Raw genomic sequence first — 13312 nt, 5'->3', positions numbered from 1 at the left:
GAGGATGATTGAAAAAATTAATAATTGGCTTCATGCAGCATATGAATCCAAAGCATCTGACATTCATCTATCGGTTGGTGTGCCTCCTGTCTTCCGTATCAATGGAGAACTCAAGCGATACGGAGAAGACACGCTTAGCCCTGAAGACACGGAAAAATTGTCAAAACAGATGATACCTGAATTTATGTGGGATCGCTTTGAAGAAAAAGGGGAACTGGACTTCTCTTATAGTGTACCTGGAATTTCACGATTCCGCGTAAATGCGTACAGGCAACGAAACTCTGTAGCGATAGCAATACGTATTATCCCAACTAGAATTCCGTCATTGGAAGAATTGCAACTACCATCCATTCTTCAAACACTGATGGACAAGCCTCAAGGACTGGTTCTTGTAACAGGCCCGACAGGAAGTGGGAAGTCGACCACATTAGCTTCCATGATTGACTTTATGAACAAAACCCAGAAAAAGCATATCATTACACTGGAAGATCCGATTGAATATTTGCACCGGCATAATCAATGCATGATTGATCAACGTGAGGTGGGTATTGATACAAGAAGCTTCGCATCAGGTTTACGTGCTTCTTTGCGTCAAGATCCAGATATCATCTTGGTTGGAGAATTACGCGACTTAGAAACAATACAAACAGCAATTACGGCAGCAGAAACGGGGCACCTTGTACTTGGTACTCTGCATACAACAAGTGCACCATCAACCATTGACCGTATTATTGATGTATTCCCTGGCCCTCAGCAGGCGCAAATCCGTATCCAACTTGCGTCCGTACTGGTTTCTATTGTTTCACAACGGCTGTTTCCAACCATCGATAGACAAGGACGAAAAGTGGCCACCGAAATTTTAGTCAATACACCTGCAGTGGCCAATCTTATCCGCAACGAAAAAATTCATCAAATTCAAAACGTGATGCAGACTAGCAAGGCTCAAGGGATGCACACACTTGATATGAGTATTAAAAGACTCATTCAACATGGAAATATAAGTCGTTTGTCAGCCGAAAGCTTTTTACAGGAGTCGATGCATCATGCCTAGGTTTACCTATACCGGCAGAAATACAGCCGGCAAACAAACTGGAAACATTACAAGCAGCTCACGCCGTGAAGCTTTTGTCGCCCTAAAAGAAAAAGGAATACGTGTTATGAATTTAGAAGAGGTACCTGAGTCTATTTTTACAAAAGAAATAACCTTAGGAAACCCCGTCAAACTTCGTGATTTTGTTATCTTTCTTCGCCAGTTTTCCACGCTAATCCGTGCAGGGATATCAGTGGTAGAGGCGACAAATGTTCTAGCTCAACAAACCTCTAGTAAGGTATTAAAACGGGTTCTTTTTGATGTGGAAGAAGAAATGAAGCAAGGAAATCCCTTATCAGAAGCAGCAGCCAAGCATCCGAAGATCTTTTCTACGGTGTTCATAAACATGATCAAAGCGGGGGAAGCAAGTGGAGCCCTTGATGATACGCTAGATCGCCTCGCAACACAGTTTGAAAAACAGAATGAAACAAGACAAAAAATAGTTTCAGCATTAACTTACCCACTAGTGCTAGGGGTAATAGCAATCGGCGTAGTTATATTCTTACTTGTTGGTGTCGTTCCAACATTCGTTGCAATGTTTAGTGATTTTGGAGCGGATCTACCATTGATTACGAGATTCGTCCTCGGCGCGAGTGAGTGGATGCAAAGCTTCTGGTGGCTATTCTTGTTGTTGATAATTAGTGCTGTAACAGGCCTGATGGCGATGAATAAACAGAAGCAAACAAAGTACTATATTGACTATGTTTTATTGCGTGTACCTATTTTCGGACCGCTACTTCAAAAAGCGGTTATTGCCAGGTTGACTAGGACTCTCAGTTCCTTATTTTCCAGCTCCGTACCTATTTTACAAGCAATATCAATCGTTGAAAAAATTGTCGAAAATGAAGTCATCGCGAAAGTGCTTGCTGATAGTAAAATGGAACTAGAAAAAGGGGAATCACTAACAGGCCCAATGAAAGAACACTGGGCGTTCCCACCACTCGTAACGCAGATGATCACCATTGGAGAAAGCACAGGATCACTGGATTCTATGCTGGATAAAATTGCGGAATTCTATGAAAAAGAAGTTGATTATGCGACCGATAGATTAAAAAGTTTAATAGAGCCATTAATGATTGTTGTGCTTGCGGTAATAGTCGGGACTATAGTCACGTCTATACTAGTTCCAATGTTTGATATTTTTAATCATATACAAATGTAGAAACGTGTAAAATCTTATTGAAATTTGAAAGACAGTATAATAGAATGATAGTAGAATATGATACTACATATTTCCATTTAGGGAGGAAAATTACGATGTTACAAAAATGTAGAAAAATGCTAAAGAACGAAAAAGGATTAACCCTTATCGAGCTACTAGCAGTTGTTGTTATTTTGGGGATTATTGCTGCGATTGCTATACCTAGTATTGGTGGTTTGATAGATAATAGTAAGAAGGATGCACATGTTGCGAATGCACAGCAGATGGCTAATTCTGCAAGATTAGCAATAACTGGGGAGTCGAAATATCAAAGCGGTGATTGGTACGTTAGTTTAAATTACTTGCAAGCGGAAAATTATATTGAAGATTTGAAAGATCCTGATAATGGAACTTATGCAGTAGGTACATCTACAACAATAGTAAATTCTGTTGCTGGCTTAGGAACAGGAGCATCTTACGTAAAGATTGTTGGAGGAAAACCTGAAAGTGTATACCTTGTAAATAGTAAGCCACGAGGAGTAAGAACTGGAACTACCTTAACTGATCCGGTTTCAATTAGCTCTTTAACTAGAGAATCAGTAAAATAACTTACATTATGTATCATATAATCATAATACTATTTGCCCTCCTCCTAGGCTCCTTCTACAACGTAGTCGGCCTACGAATTCCAAAGGGTGAATCAATCGTTACACCAAGATCACATTGTACAAATTGCAAGACCACATTGACGGGGCTAGATTTAGTACCCGTCCTTTCATATGTTTTTCTTAAAGGGAGATGTCGGCACTGTCATAAGTCCGTGTCTCCTATTTATCCATTATTCGAGCTATTAACGGCTGTACTTTTTGTCCTCGCTCCTCTTTTGATGGGATGGACGTATGAACTGATTGTTGCTTGGACCTTCATTTCTATGTTGATTATCATTGTCATATCAGATTTGCATTATATGATTATCCCAAACAAGATTTTACTTTTCTTTTTAGGACTTTTTATCATAGAACGTTTTTTCATTCCGTACCAAACGATACCCGAGCATCTAATAGGAATGGCAGTTGGATTCATGATTCCCTTTTTGGTCGCCATCAACTCCAAAGGCGGTATGGGTGGTGGGGACGTTAAATTATTTGCTGTACTTGGTTTTGTTTTAGGCTGGGAATTAGTAATACTTACATTCTTTCTTTCATCACTAATCGGCATGATTGCGGCACTAATTGGAATGCTGTTAGGAAAAGTGAAAAGAGGTGTCCCGTTTCCATTTGGGCCATCTATCGCCCTCGCTGCAGTTATTACTTATTTTAAAGGGGAACAAATACTGAATTGGTATTTTACTTTACTCTTCTAGTAAAACATCTTACATAAGGAGCTTTCTGGATGGAATTCTCGTTTCTGCAACCAAAGCAAAACAATTTCATAAATATTATTATCCGTGACCATGTCATTCGAATGGTAGAGTTGAAGAATTTGGATCCTCTCACCGTTAAACGCACAAATGAGCGTTTTTTGCCGCCTAATATCATTCGTGATGGGAAAATTGTCGACGAAAATGTTTTTCGTCTGATTTTAGAAGAATGTGTAGAGGATTGGGGACTTAAACGAAAGCATGTACGTTTTGTCGTGCCAGATCAATATGTTGTCACACGAAAACTGACCATCCCGTCTAACATTATGGATGATGAAATAATTGGTCACTTGTATTTGGAGTTAGGTTCCACCATTCACTTACCTTTTGAGGATCCAGTATTTGATGTGCATGTACTTCAGCGGTCGGAAAAGACAGAACTTGTCCTTTTCGCTTCCCCAGAAGAAGTCGTCACTCAAATGTCCACTTTACTGGAAGAAAGTAAATTAAAACCAGCAGTGGCAGATGTTTCATCTCTCTGTCTGTACCGCCTCTATTATGAGTTCGGTCAACGAAATGAACAGGATCACCTGTTAGTCGTTCATTTTGATGTAAGCTGTATTACGTTAAGCATCTTCGTCAACCATGTTCCTGTTTTTATGCGCACGGTTGCTTTTCCTCAGGACATGAAGGTTTGGGAAGTATCGGTTACAAATACGCAGCTGGAATGGGCAGGGGATATAGTTCAATTTAATGTCTTCTTAGAAGATTTTATTGTGGAAGTGGAGCGAATCATGAACTTCTTCCGCTACTCCTTAAATCAAGGAAATGAAGAGATAAATCGCATTCTTCTTCATGGCGACCATCCAAATTTCCCATTAATATTATCAAAACTCCGAGAAAAAATTTCTGTAAAAGTAGATACGTTTGAACAAGTTGTTTATACACAAGACCAAGAGACGGTTGACCCGAAATACTATTATTCTTTAGGGTTGGCATTAAAAGAGGTGCAATGATGCTAGTTGATATCGACTTATTACCAAAGAGAAAATCACGAAATATCACCACACCTCTTGTGTATGGCATTTGTGCCTTTTTCCTATTGTTTGTGGCAATCATTCTTTTTACTTTTTCTAATATGGTGAATAATGATGTGGAGACGGCGGAACAGGATCTTGAGATGACTCAGCAATTTAGAATTGCAAAAGAAGAGGCAATGAACCGCCCTCAAAATTCTTCCTCGGCACAGCGTCTAGAAGACACGGTAGCTTGGGCAGAAGAGTATCCTCTTGAAATGGTTCCGGTCATGCAGGACTTGATCAGGTTGCTACCAGAACGCGGATTCATCCAAAGCTTTTCTTATGATGAAACAGGACTATTAAATCTTTCCGTTCAGTTTGACGAGTCAAAAGATGCAGCATATTTTCTCTATCACTTAAATGAGTCACCTCAATATCACTCGATTGACCTTTCTTCTATTTCTACAGTTGAAGTAGGCGAAGAAGAAGCGGTGGATGTACTGCCTAGATATGTTGGTCAATTCACTCTTGGGTTTGACCGAACTGCATTTCAAGCAATGGATGAATTAGAAGAGGACGAAACAGAGGATGGCGCGGAAACTGAAACTGATACAGAAACGGACGAGGACGGAGGAGAAGATCTATGATGATTGAACTAGAACGCAAACATTATGTTCTTCTTAGTTCCTGTGTTCTCCTTATTGTATTGGGCATTGCAGGCTTCTATTATTTATCCTATGCACCAAAGGAAGTACGAGCTGAACAACTTCAACAGGAAAAAGCAATTGAAGAGCAGCTTATTCAAGTCCTGGAACAACAAGAAGAAACTGCGCAGGCAAATGGAAATACAACAGTTGAACTGCAACGAAAAATTCCTGTTACTCCTTTTCTAGAACAACTCATTTTAGAATTGGAAAAAGCAGAAGTGTTATCTGAGAGTACTATTGTAAATATGTCTTTTGGAGAAGGGGAATTTGTTCCTGCTTCTACTACTTTAGAAGAGTATGAGACGATGCATGATGACGAGGACGAGACAGTAGAAGAAGAGGCATATCTTCCGGAAGGGTTGAAAAAAGTAACAGTCAACTTGTCCGTCGAATCGGAAGTATATGAAGACCTGTCCTCCTTTCTTAGTTCTTTAGAGAGTTTAACTAGAATTACCCAGATTGAATCGGTGAGTTTCACCGGTCTGCCAGAAGTCACATCAACAGATCAGGAACTGCAACCATTAACTTATTCTGTTACGCTTACAGCCTTCTATCACCCTGAGTTGGATGATTTAATCGAGGAGCTGCCTCCTTTGTCAGTCCCTGAACCTGCTAACCGAATTAATCCATTTATCGACAATGATTAAATTATTTCCGTGGAAATGGTCGAAATAGTAACTCCGTCAAAGAAAGTGTCGGAAAAGAATTAGGACAAGACGACAAAAGTCTTGTTCTTTTTTTTATGGCCTATGATAGGATGAAACAAATCTGACCAAGACAAAAATTGTCAAATGTACACGGAGGTGGGAAAAGTGGACAATCACCAATTGAAAATAAAAATTAACGGGAAAGAAAGTTCATCCGGCCACGGCAAAAAGAAGAAAAAGAACAGAAAGGAAAGTGTCCAACCTCAACAAAAAGAGGTTCCGGTAAAGGAAGATCTCACAGAAGAGGAATTGCCGATTATCATTGTGGATGAATCCGCTGCGGCAGCAGAGAAAAAGGAAGAAGAATTTGAATGGGTTCTACCAAAAGAAACACCAACACCAACTAAAGACAGTAAAGATATTTCAACTAAGCCCTCTTATATTGAAGATCTCCGCCAACTTAATAAGGAAAAAGGAAAAGGATCGAAAGTGCGTCCAGCCCCATTTGGAAAAAAGAAAAAATTGATCCCTCCATCCTTCTCCAAACAGTTACTAGTATCCATTGGTATGGCTATCGGAATCGGTACTTGCCTTGGCTTTCTCATTCTTGGCGTCATGAACATGTCAGAATCACCAGTGAATCCTTCTATACCTACAGCTGCTCCTCCTACAACAGACACAACTAAAACACCCGAGAGTCCGTCTGTAGTCAATGGAGATGGAACTGCGACAATCCCTGCTCAAAGTATATCTGTTCTTCAAGCTGGTGCTTTCTCCACAATGGATGGTGCAAATGCAGAAATGGCCAGATTGAAAGCTGCCGGTTTCCCCGCAGTTGCTGTTGGATCTGAACCTACTTTTGTATGGATGGCGGTAGGACACAGTGTAGAGGGAATGAAACAAATTGCAACGGGGGTCCAGGCTAAAGGCTTTGAACCTTTTGCAAAAGACCTGACTCTTTCAGAAAAAACAATGGACTCCCTTACCGAACAGGACACACTGTTACTGCAAGAAGGTCAAGTGCTGTACAATCAATTAACGGTGGCAACTGCACTACTTTTACAAGGCGGCTCGCTAGACAGCGGAACAGCAGAAAGTCTAAATGCTTCCTTTAATAAGGTAGCAGCCATTAAAGAGGCAGAACTAACAGACGCAACAAAAGGCTGGAAATCATCACTTGCCGGCGCCTTTGAAGACATCAAGTCATACCAGGAATCCAATAACGCAGAAACACTATGGAACGCCCAACAAAAACTATTAGACGCAACCGCGTTTCTATATTAAAAAGTAGATTCAACGCCTCAAAAACCAATTTTTGAGGCGTTTTTTCTGTCCAAAAAACAATCTTTCCAAAACGCTATAAGATATTTGTTCTTACAAGTTTGTTTATGATAGGATTAACCTGTATCTCTCGAAATTTCTAACTATTTGCGGAAGGTGATAAATCATGAAACCTCTTATATTAGCCTCAGGATCCCCCAGAAGAAAGGAACTTCTTCAACAAGTACATCTCCCATTTACAGTGAAGGTCAGCAATATCGAAGAAACTTTTGACCCAGAATTAACACCAGAAGACATCGCCACTACTCTTGCCTATCAAAAATCCAAAAGTGTGTTCCAAGAAAATCAAGAAGCTGTTGTGATCGGCTCTGATACGATTGTCGTCCTTGGTGATAAGGTTCTTGGAAAACCGGAAAGTGAAGAAGAAGCAAGAGATACCTTAAGAACATTAAGTGGGACTACCCATCATGTCATCAGTGGAGTGGCTATTCTCAGTAAGGAAAAAGAAGTAACTTTTTATGAAAAAACATCTGTTACGTTTTGGGACCTGACGGATGAGGATATTGATTTCTATATTCAATCAGGAGAACCGATGGACAAGGCAGGTTCCTATGGTATTCAAGAAGTAGGAGCTCTTTTTGTAAAAGAAATTAAAGGAGATTACTTTTCTATTGTGGGGCTTCCGCTTTCAAGAACGGTTCGTGAATTGAAAAGTTTTCGATAAAATGACCGTAGCATGACCCTCCATTTACTTAAGGAGGAAAATGTATTGGAATCCACTAAATCCACCGCACTGATGATTAAAGATTACCCTGAAGATCAACGTCCAAGAGAGAGAATGATCCAGGATGGACCAAAAAGTCTGTCTAATCATGAGCTACTTGCAATTCTTCTTAGAACAGGATCCAAAGAGGAATCGGTTCTGCAGCTTGCAAACAAGTTGTTGGTGAACTTTGAAGGGCTGCGATTGTTAAAAGACGCTTCTATTGAAGAGATTACGGACACAAAAGGTATTGGGAAGGTAAAGGCTGTCCAATTAATGGCAGCGGTGGAGCTTGGGAGAAGAATTCACCGGCTGCAATATGAGGACAGGTATGTCATCCGGTCGCCTGAAGATGCAGCGAATTTTGTCATGGAAGATATGCGCTTTTTATCACAAGAACATTTTGTCTGTGTATAAGTAACATTAATACTAATAAAATGAAACGAGAGATACCAAGGCTTTTCGTTCTTCTGATATGGTGAATTGTATTTTCTCCACAAAAGATTGAACTAGCTCTCTCTTTTCTTTAGGGGTTAAAAACTGCCAGTTCTCATTGAGATTCTTTACAATATCTCTAATAACCTCTGGTTCATACACATTGACGTTATGCTTAAATCCGTTAGCCTCTTTCAATTCATCTTGTAATAATTTTAACTCTTTCATGGTATCGCTCATATGCTGAGAAAACTCTTCATCTGTCACCCAACCGTTAGCCCAAGCCTTTTGGTATTTTGCTCTTTGTTGCTCTACTTGCTTTATTCTTTTTAATAGGTCCGCTTGATTATCATCATGCTTTTCCACTTCATTTGGCTGAAAATTAAAACCCTCGTTTTTAAGATACTCCAAGAATGCTTTTTCAAATTTCTTCTCGCTTATTCCAATAGACTTCCTTTTGTTTAGGGTGCATACCTGGCATCGATAATGATTACTTTCCACAATCGCATTATCTCTTTTTCGTTTATACTTTGACCTTTCGCTAGTAAGGCGGCTCCCACACGTTGGACATTCAATTTTCATTTGAAAAATGAAGATTGAATAAGTTTCCCTTTTTTTGAAATTCTGTCTGTCGTGAAGTAACTTTTGTAAATTTTCAAACTCTTCTTTGGTTACGATGCCAAAATGTGTACCCTCAATAATTTCATCTTTCCACCTAGTAGCACCGTATAAAGCGGGATTATGTAAGATGTCTAAAATAGTCCTTATATGCCACTTATAACCCCTGATAGGGGGATAGGTATCATCCAAATGATGCGCTATCTTTCTGATAGTGCAACCTTCCTTCACCAGTCTGATGATGTTAAGAACAACTTGAGATTCGTTAGGGTCTTTTACTAACCTGTTATCGTTCTTATAATAACCGAAGGGTGCCTTTGCACTGTATTGACCCTGCCTTGCTTTTTCGATTTGTCCCATTCTTACCCTCTCACCTAAGTTTTCTCTTTCCCATTGAGCGAGAGCTGCCACTATAGTTATAAACATTCTACCCATTGCAGTAGTTGTATCAAATATTTCAGTTGCTGACTTAAAGGTGCAACTGTTCCGTTGAAACTCATCCAATAGTACATATAAGTCCTGAACAGACCTTGTCAATCTATCTAACCTATAAACAAGTACAGTGTTAATAATCCCTTGATTAATATGCTCTAGCATAGTTTTTAATTGAGGGCGGTCTGTACTCTTGGCTGATATCCCCTCATCTATATAAAATTTAAAGTCATTCCAATCCTGGGACTTACAATAAGCTGTTAGCTTCTCTCGTTGAGCCGATATAGAGAAACCTTCTTTTACTTGTTCTTCGGTACTTACTCTTATGTAAATTGCTACTGTCATATTAGTTGACCTCCTCTACAAAAAAAAGTAGGCTATTGCCTACTAGAAAGTAATTACGGTTCTTTTTAATTTCCCTAAAATTTGTATCTGTTTATTTGAATTAACAATTATAGGCGGGAATTTAGGATTCTCACTTTGCAAAATAATAGAATCTCCTTCTTTATAAACCCTTTTGAGCACAGCATCACCGTCAATGTTTACTGCAGCAATCTCACCGTTCTCAACTTCATGTTGTTTTCTTATTAAAAGTAAATCACCGTCTAATATTCTGGCATTAACCATGCTATCGCCCTTTGCTCTCAAATAAAAATATTCCCCTCCGTTTAACCAGGATTTTGGGGTTTCTTCATAACCTTCAATTTCCTCAAATCTAAGAATTCCATCTCCACAACTTATTGACCCCACAATAGGTAGTCTTACAAAACCAGATTTCTCAGAAATTTTGTATGGTGTAACATTTTCTTTAATCATGGTTGAGATTTTAAAACTAGGATCTATATCGGATTTATTAACGTTAAAAGCCGCTGATAACTTTTCTACGTTACCTGGATTAATTAGAGTTTTTGTATTTATGTAATCTGAAAGTGTACTTTTAGAGATTCCGGACAGTTCGCTAAGCTTCAATTGAGTCCAACCACGCTCTTTCATCAAATTCTTAATATTATTTGCAATCTCTTTTTTAAGAGGTAAGTCTCTATCTATCATAGTTATACAACTCCTTCCAAATAATATAATATCCGAATTAAAACGGAAAGTAAAGAACACTTCCGAAAAAATTCGAAAATCATAAATTTTGCAGTTTTATTACAATAATTCCGAATTTTCTCGGTTGACATTCCGAATTATTTCGGATAATCTATAACTACACCGAAATAACAAGGAGGTGAAAATATGAGAATTACCTTGAGAGCAGCTAGAGTGAATTCGGGACTAAAGCTTATTGAAGCAGCAAAGCTTTTTGGTATTAATAAGGACACACTCGCTAAATACGAGAAAGATTCAACTAATGTACCAAGATCTTTCTTTGTTAAAATTGAAGACATTTACAAGATACCAGTCGAGCATATTTTTTTTGGTTCTCAATCCGATTTTTTTCGGAAATTAAAAACTGCGTAGAAGGGAGGTGAAATAAATGAAGGCTAGTGAAGTAAAAGTAATTCCACCAAACATTAGTGATGAAACACGGAATGCAATAGGGGCTTTCCTCGCAAGAACGTCAGCTCCTCGTATTCTTGCTAAACGAGAAGAAGAACAAAGAGTAAGGAAGCAGGCAGAGAAAGATAATGGGAAAAACATAGCAACAAATTAGGAGGCGCACACTTTTAAAATACTGGATTTTATTATTTTAGAAATCGGTTATCCAAATGAGGGAGTAAACATGAAGAAAGACGTTACTCACCGGATTGAATATTACACTCGTAAGGTTGCACAACGAGCTGCTGTCCATCCTTCTAAGAAGCAACCACGATTTTATAAATACCGCGGCCAATGTTTACTGGCTTATAAAGAACTAATGCACGAAGAAATCCGGATGTACCAGGAGGCAAGGTCATGTTAGAAAACCACTTGGTCTATACAATCCGCCAGCTACAGAATCAACTGGTGGATATCTACTCCGGAATTAATTCAGGGGACATCGACTTGGAGCAAGTGAAGCTGGAACTTGAAACGATAATTCTGTCGATTGATCGTGAAAATCCCTTATATGATTTTAAAAATTAATTAACCAGGGCTAACCACCCTACTTTTTTCGGCCCTACTGGCGAAAATTGTCCGTTCTTCGTGGAGAACAAAGTCGGAATGTAATAGGAACAAATATTGTTGTCGCCTTGCGCCAAAGCAATGTCGAAGAGAGGAGAGACGATGGAGAATTTGAAAGTAATTGCGAATGAGTTTTTTCCGGTTTACCAAAGTGATATAGGAGAAAAGTTAGTGAATGCTAGAGACCTTCATACTCAACTTGTTATTGGAAAAGATTTTACTACTTGGATTAAGGACAGAATCCATAAATACGGTTTTCTGGAAGGTGAGGATTATATTTTAACGGTCACCAAAACAGGGGAACGTCAAAACGTCCTAAGACATGACTATTGGTTGGCACTTAACACTGGAAAAGAGATTGCCATGGTTCAGAACAATGAAATGGGCAGAGCCATCCGGAAATACTTTATCGAGGTAGAAAAGAAGTTTCGAGAATCGCAACCAAAAACTCAAGCCGAAATGCTCCTGCAGTACGCAGAGCAAATGGTGAAGAATGAACGAGAAAACGCAGAACGTGATCAGAAAATCCGACAGCAAGAAACAGGGATTGATACGCTTACTCACAATCTCACGGCAGTGCCAGACCACCGAAAAGTGATAGACAACGTAAATGAATATGCCCGTTGGACAAGGGTAGGACATAACGAAGTTTACAACAGCATTTACTCCATATTGAAAGCGCAACACGGTATCGATGTAAAGGCGAGGGTAGAGAATGAAAGGCGGAAGCTAAATGCTGAATACTACCAACGAACTGGCAAGCTATATGCAGTATCAACTTTAAAACAAAAAGTGAATGGAATTGACGTTATGGTCCGCATGGCCTGCCTGTATAAATTTAATAGTATCCTTGCCGTGTTTCTGACGAAAGTGAAGGTGCCAACATCATGAACTTACATACAAAAGTGCACCCAAACGATTTAAGACAAGCTATTAATCTATATGAATGTTGTTTCAGCTGCTTGAACAGAGCGCGGATGGAAATGTATCGAGAGAACTTGGATGAAAGTGAACGTTGGATGATTGAGTTCCAGCGATGTAAGAAAGAGCTGGATCAATTGATGGAAAAGAAAAAATTGAAGGATCGGATGGAGAAGTTGGTTAAGGATATGCAGGAACAGGGTTATAAGGTTGAAATTCAAGTTTGGAAAGGGAGAAGAGAATATGCAAATTAGTAAAGAACTTTTAAATTATGTAGCCGATGGAGATGCACATATCAAATTGGAGTCAGTCAAGCATTCTACGAATCTACGAGAGATTGTCACTGTGGGGTATATGGTGGACCACTATAAAACGGAGGATTAAAAATGAGCAGCTAGTGCGTCCAACACTTTAACAGCTGCTCGGGAATATAGGAATGTGTAAATAGTAGCATAAAATTTATGCTCCGGCAATGTCTGATGTGCCGGGCTGAGTATGAGGTCTTTGTTCCCCCTTTTCAAAGCCCCCTTGTACTTAGCCGGGTGCAACAGAAGCACCAAGTACATAAAGAAGGAGGAACAGGATGGAGCATCCGACAGTAACGAAATTGGAGAAAGAAGGCCTTCCAGAAGGGAAGATTTTTAGAACTGACGCATGTGGGGATGAAGTGTTTGAAGGGGATTACATCCTAGAACATGATGGTGAAGTCATCCTTGAGTGCAATGCCATGAATTACCTAGTGGACATTCTAGGGGCAGAAAGAAAGACTGCAGGAAAATAAAAGATCCGTGC

General features: G+C 39.4%; 19 protein-coding genes and 1 pseudogene. 18 read left to right on the top strand and 2 right to left on the bottom strand.

All coding sequences use genetic code 11. The annotated features are described in order from the left end of the window. Window positions 1–4 precede the first annotated feature (4 nt). The 10 genes and pseudogenes from HF078_RS07095 to HF078_RS07050 form a co-directional block, all read left to right on the top strand. Window positions 5–1051: a type IV pilus twitching motility protein PilT gene (locus HF078_RS07095; RefSeq protein WP_169290494.1), complete on the top strand. Its 1047-nt coding sequence runs from the start codon at window positions 5–7 to the stop codon at window positions 1049–1051. Further along, window positions 1044–2252: a type II secretion system F family protein gene (locus HF078_RS07090; protein WP_169290493.1), complete on the top strand. Its 1209-nt coding sequence runs from the start codon at window positions 1044–1046 to the stop codon at window positions 2250–2252. Before HF078_RS07095 ends, HF078_RS07090 begins: the two co-directional genes overlap by 8 nt. A 95-nt stretch (window positions 2253–2347) precedes the next feature. Continuing rightward, window positions 2348–2839 carry a type II secretion system protein gene (locus HF078_RS07085; RefSeq protein ID WP_169290492.1) on the top strand — a complete coding sequence of 164 codons (492 nt, stop codon included), beginning with the start codon at window positions 2348–2350 and terminating at the stop codon, window positions 2837–2839. Window positions 2840–2847: 8 nt separating this feature from the next. After that, window positions 2848–3594 (top strand): prepilin peptidase, encoded by a 747-nt coding sequence (locus HF078_RS07080; RefSeq protein WP_169290491.1) that lies wholly within the window; start codon window positions 2848–2850, stop codon window positions 3592–3594. A 29-nt stretch (window positions 3595–3623) separates the two neighbouring features. Further along, complete coding sequence (pilM, locus tag HF078_RS07075; protein ID WP_169290490.1) at window positions 3624–4607, top strand: type IV pilus biogenesis protein PilM; 984 nt, start codon at window positions 3624–3626, stop codon at window positions 4605–4607. Then, window positions 4604–5257: a PilN domain-containing protein gene (locus HF078_RS07070; RefSeq protein WP_169290489.1), complete on the top strand. Its 654-nt coding sequence runs from the start codon at window positions 4604–4606 to the stop codon at window positions 5255–5257. The genes pilM and HF078_RS07070 overlap by 4 nt, the downstream gene beginning before the upstream one ends. After that, window positions 5254–5964, top strand: coding sequence for a pilus assembly protein PilO (locus HF078_RS07065; protein ID WP_169290488.1), 711 nt, complete (start codon window positions 5254–5256; stop codon window positions 5962–5964). The genes HF078_RS07070 and HF078_RS07065 overlap by 4 nt, the downstream gene beginning before the upstream one ends. Window positions 5965–6129: 165 nt before the next feature. Continuing rightward, entirely contained in the window at window positions 6130–7248 is a 1119-nt protein-coding gene (locus tag HF078_RS07060) for an SPOR domain-containing protein (RefSeq protein ID WP_169290487.1), read from the top strand. Between the two features lie 163 nt (window positions 7249–7411). Then, complete coding sequence (locus tag HF078_RS07055; RefSeq protein ID WP_169290486.1) at window positions 7412–7969, top strand: Maf family protein; 558 nt, start codon at window positions 7412–7414, stop codon at window positions 7967–7969. A 72-nt stretch (window positions 7970–8041) separates the two neighbouring features. Next, window positions 8042–8422, top strand: a pseudogene (locus HF078_RS07050) (UPF0758 domain-containing protein); the annotation flags it as partial. A gap of 15 nt (window positions 8423–8437) precedes the next feature. Here HF078_RS07050 and HF078_RS07045 read toward each other — a convergent pair. Both HF078_RS07045 and lexA read right to left on the bottom strand, forming a co-directional pair. Next, the gene (locus HF078_RS07045; RefSeq protein ID WP_169290485.1) at window positions 8438–9838 is read right to left on the bottom strand and encodes a recombinase family protein; all 1401 of its coding nucleotides are present in this window, start codon (window positions 9836–9838) and stop codon (window positions 8438–8440) included. Between the two features lie 42 nt (window positions 9839–9880). Continuing rightward, complete coding sequence (gene lexA / locus HF078_RS07040; protein WP_169290484.1) at window positions 9881–10543, bottom strand: transcriptional repressor LexA; 663 nt, start codon at window positions 10541–10543, stop codon at window positions 9881–9883. A 186-nt stretch (window positions 10544–10729) separates the two neighbouring features. On the opposite strand from lexA, the gene HF078_RS07035 reads away from it, so the two are divergent. The 8 genes from HF078_RS07035 to HF078_RS07000 all read left to right on the top strand — a co-directional run bounded on the left by HF078_RS07035 (window position 10730) and on the right by HF078_RS07000 (window position 13301). Then, window positions 10730–10954 (top strand): helix-turn-helix domain-containing protein, encoded by a 225-nt coding sequence (locus HF078_RS07035; protein WP_169290483.1) that lies wholly within the window; start codon window positions 10730–10732, stop codon window positions 10952–10954. Between the two features lie 16 nt (window positions 10955–10970). Further along, a complete protein-coding gene (locus HF078_RS07030; protein ID WP_169290482.1) occupies window positions 10971–11147 on the top strand; it encodes a hypothetical protein in 177 nt (58 codons plus the stop codon). Window positions 11148–11216: 69 nt separating this feature from the next. Continuing rightward, complete coding sequence (locus HF078_RS07025) at window positions 11217–11396, top strand: hypothetical protein (protein ID WP_169290481.1); 180 nt, start codon at window positions 11217–11219, stop codon at window positions 11394–11396. Further along, window positions 11390–11560 (top strand): hypothetical protein, encoded by a 171-nt coding sequence (locus HF078_RS07020; RefSeq protein ID WP_169290480.1) that lies wholly within the window; start codon window positions 11390–11392, stop codon window positions 11558–11560. Before HF078_RS07025 ends, HF078_RS07020 begins: the two co-directional genes overlap by 7 nt. A gap of 141 nt (window positions 11561–11701) precedes the next feature. After that, window positions 11702–12490: an antA/AntB antirepressor family protein gene (locus HF078_RS07015; RefSeq protein ID WP_169290479.1), complete on the top strand. Its 789-nt coding sequence runs from the start codon at window positions 11702–11704 to the stop codon at window positions 12488–12490. Then, on the top strand, window positions 12487–12774 hold the full coding sequence (locus HF078_RS07010) for a hypothetical protein (protein WP_169290478.1): 288 nt from the start codon (window positions 12487–12489) through the stop codon (window positions 12772–12774). The genes HF078_RS07015 and HF078_RS07010 overlap by 4 nt, the downstream gene beginning before the upstream one ends. Then, window positions 12764–12904: a hypothetical protein gene (locus HF078_RS07005; RefSeq protein ID WP_169290477.1), complete on the top strand. Its 141-nt coding sequence runs from the start codon at window positions 12764–12766 to the stop codon at window positions 12902–12904. The genes HF078_RS07010 and HF078_RS07005 overlap by 11 nt, the downstream gene beginning before the upstream one ends. A gap of 199 nt (window positions 12905–13103) precedes the next feature. Next, window positions 13104–13301, top strand: coding sequence for a YqaI family protein (locus HF078_RS07000; RefSeq protein ID WP_169290476.1), 198 nt, complete (start codon window positions 13104–13106; stop codon window positions 13299–13301). The last annotated feature ends 11 nt before the right edge of the window (window positions 13302–13312 follow it).

This window comes from Bacillus sp. RO2 (genome assembly GCF_012911845.1).
Classification (GTDB): domain Bacteria; phylum Bacillota; class Bacilli; order Bacillales; family Bacillaceae_I; genus Sutcliffiella_A.
Note: the sequence above shows the minus strand (reverse complement) of the source record. Positions and strands in the feature narration are given on the sequence as shown.

Bases quoted from the DNA above. Each gene is read 5' to 3' on its own strand.
- HF078_RS07095 (WP_169290494.1), top strand. From the start codon at position 5: ATGATTGAAAAAATTAATAATTGGCTTCATGCAGCATATGAATCCAAA.
- HF078_RS07090 (WP_169290493.1), top strand. From the start codon at position 1,044: ATGCCTAGGTTTACCTATACCGGCAGAAATACAGCCGGCAAACAAACT.
- HF078_RS07085 (WP_169290492.1), top strand. From the start codon at position 2,348: ATGTTACAAAAATGTAGAAAAATGCTAAAGAACGAAAAAGGATTAACC.
- HF078_RS07080 (WP_169290491.1), top strand. From the start codon at position 2,848: ATGTATCATATAATCATAATACTATTTGCCCTCCTCCTAGGCTCCTTC.
- pilM (WP_169290490.1), top strand. From the start codon at position 3,624: ATGGAATTCTCGTTTCTGCAACCAAAGCAAAACAATTTCATAAATATT.
- HF078_RS07070 (WP_169290489.1), top strand. From the start codon at position 4,604: ATGATGCTAGTTGATATCGACTTATTACCAAAGAGAAAATCACGAAAT.
- HF078_RS07065 (WP_169290488.1), top strand. From the start codon at position 5,254: ATGATGATTGAACTAGAACGCAAACATTATGTTCTTCTTAGTTCCTGT.
- HF078_RS07055 (WP_169290486.1), top strand. From the start codon at position 7,412: ATGAAACCTCTTATATTAGCCTCAGGATCCCCCAGAAGAAAGGAACTT.
- HF078_RS07045 (WP_169290485.1), bottom strand. From the start codon at position 9,838: ATGACAGTAGCAATTTACATAAGAGTAAGTACCGAAGAACAAGTAAAA.
- lexA (WP_169290484.1), bottom strand. From the start codon at position 10,543: ATGATAGATAGAGACTTACCTCTTAAAAAAGAGATTGCAAATAATATT.
- HF078_RS07035 (WP_169290483.1), top strand. From the start codon at position 10,730: ATGAGAATTACCTTGAGAGCAGCTAGAGTGAATTCGGGACTAAAGCTT.
- HF078_RS07030 (WP_169290482.1), top strand. From the start codon at position 10,971: ATGAAGGCTAGTGAAGTAAAAGTAATTCCACCAAACATTAGTGATGAA.
- HF078_RS07025 (WP_169290481.1), top strand. From the start codon at position 11,217: ATGAAGAAAGACGTTACTCACCGGATTGAATATTACACTCGTAAGGTT.
- HF078_RS07020 (WP_169290480.1), top strand. From the start codon at position 11,390: ATGTTAGAAAACCACTTGGTCTATACAATCCGCCAGCTACAGAATCAA.
- HF078_RS07015 (WP_169290479.1), top strand. From the start codon at position 11,702: ATGGAGAATTTGAAAGTAATTGCGAATGAGTTTTTTCCGGTTTACCAA.
- HF078_RS07010 (WP_169290478.1), top strand. From the start codon at position 12,487: ATGAACTTACATACAAAAGTGCACCCAAACGATTTAAGACAAGCTATT.
- HF078_RS07005 (WP_169290477.1), top strand. From the start codon at position 12,764: ATGCAAATTAGTAAAGAACTTTTAAATTATGTAGCCGATGGAGATGCA.
- HF078_RS07000 (WP_169290476.1), top strand. From the start codon at position 13,104: ATGGAGCATCCGACAGTAACGAAATTGGAGAAAGAAGGCCTTCCAGAA.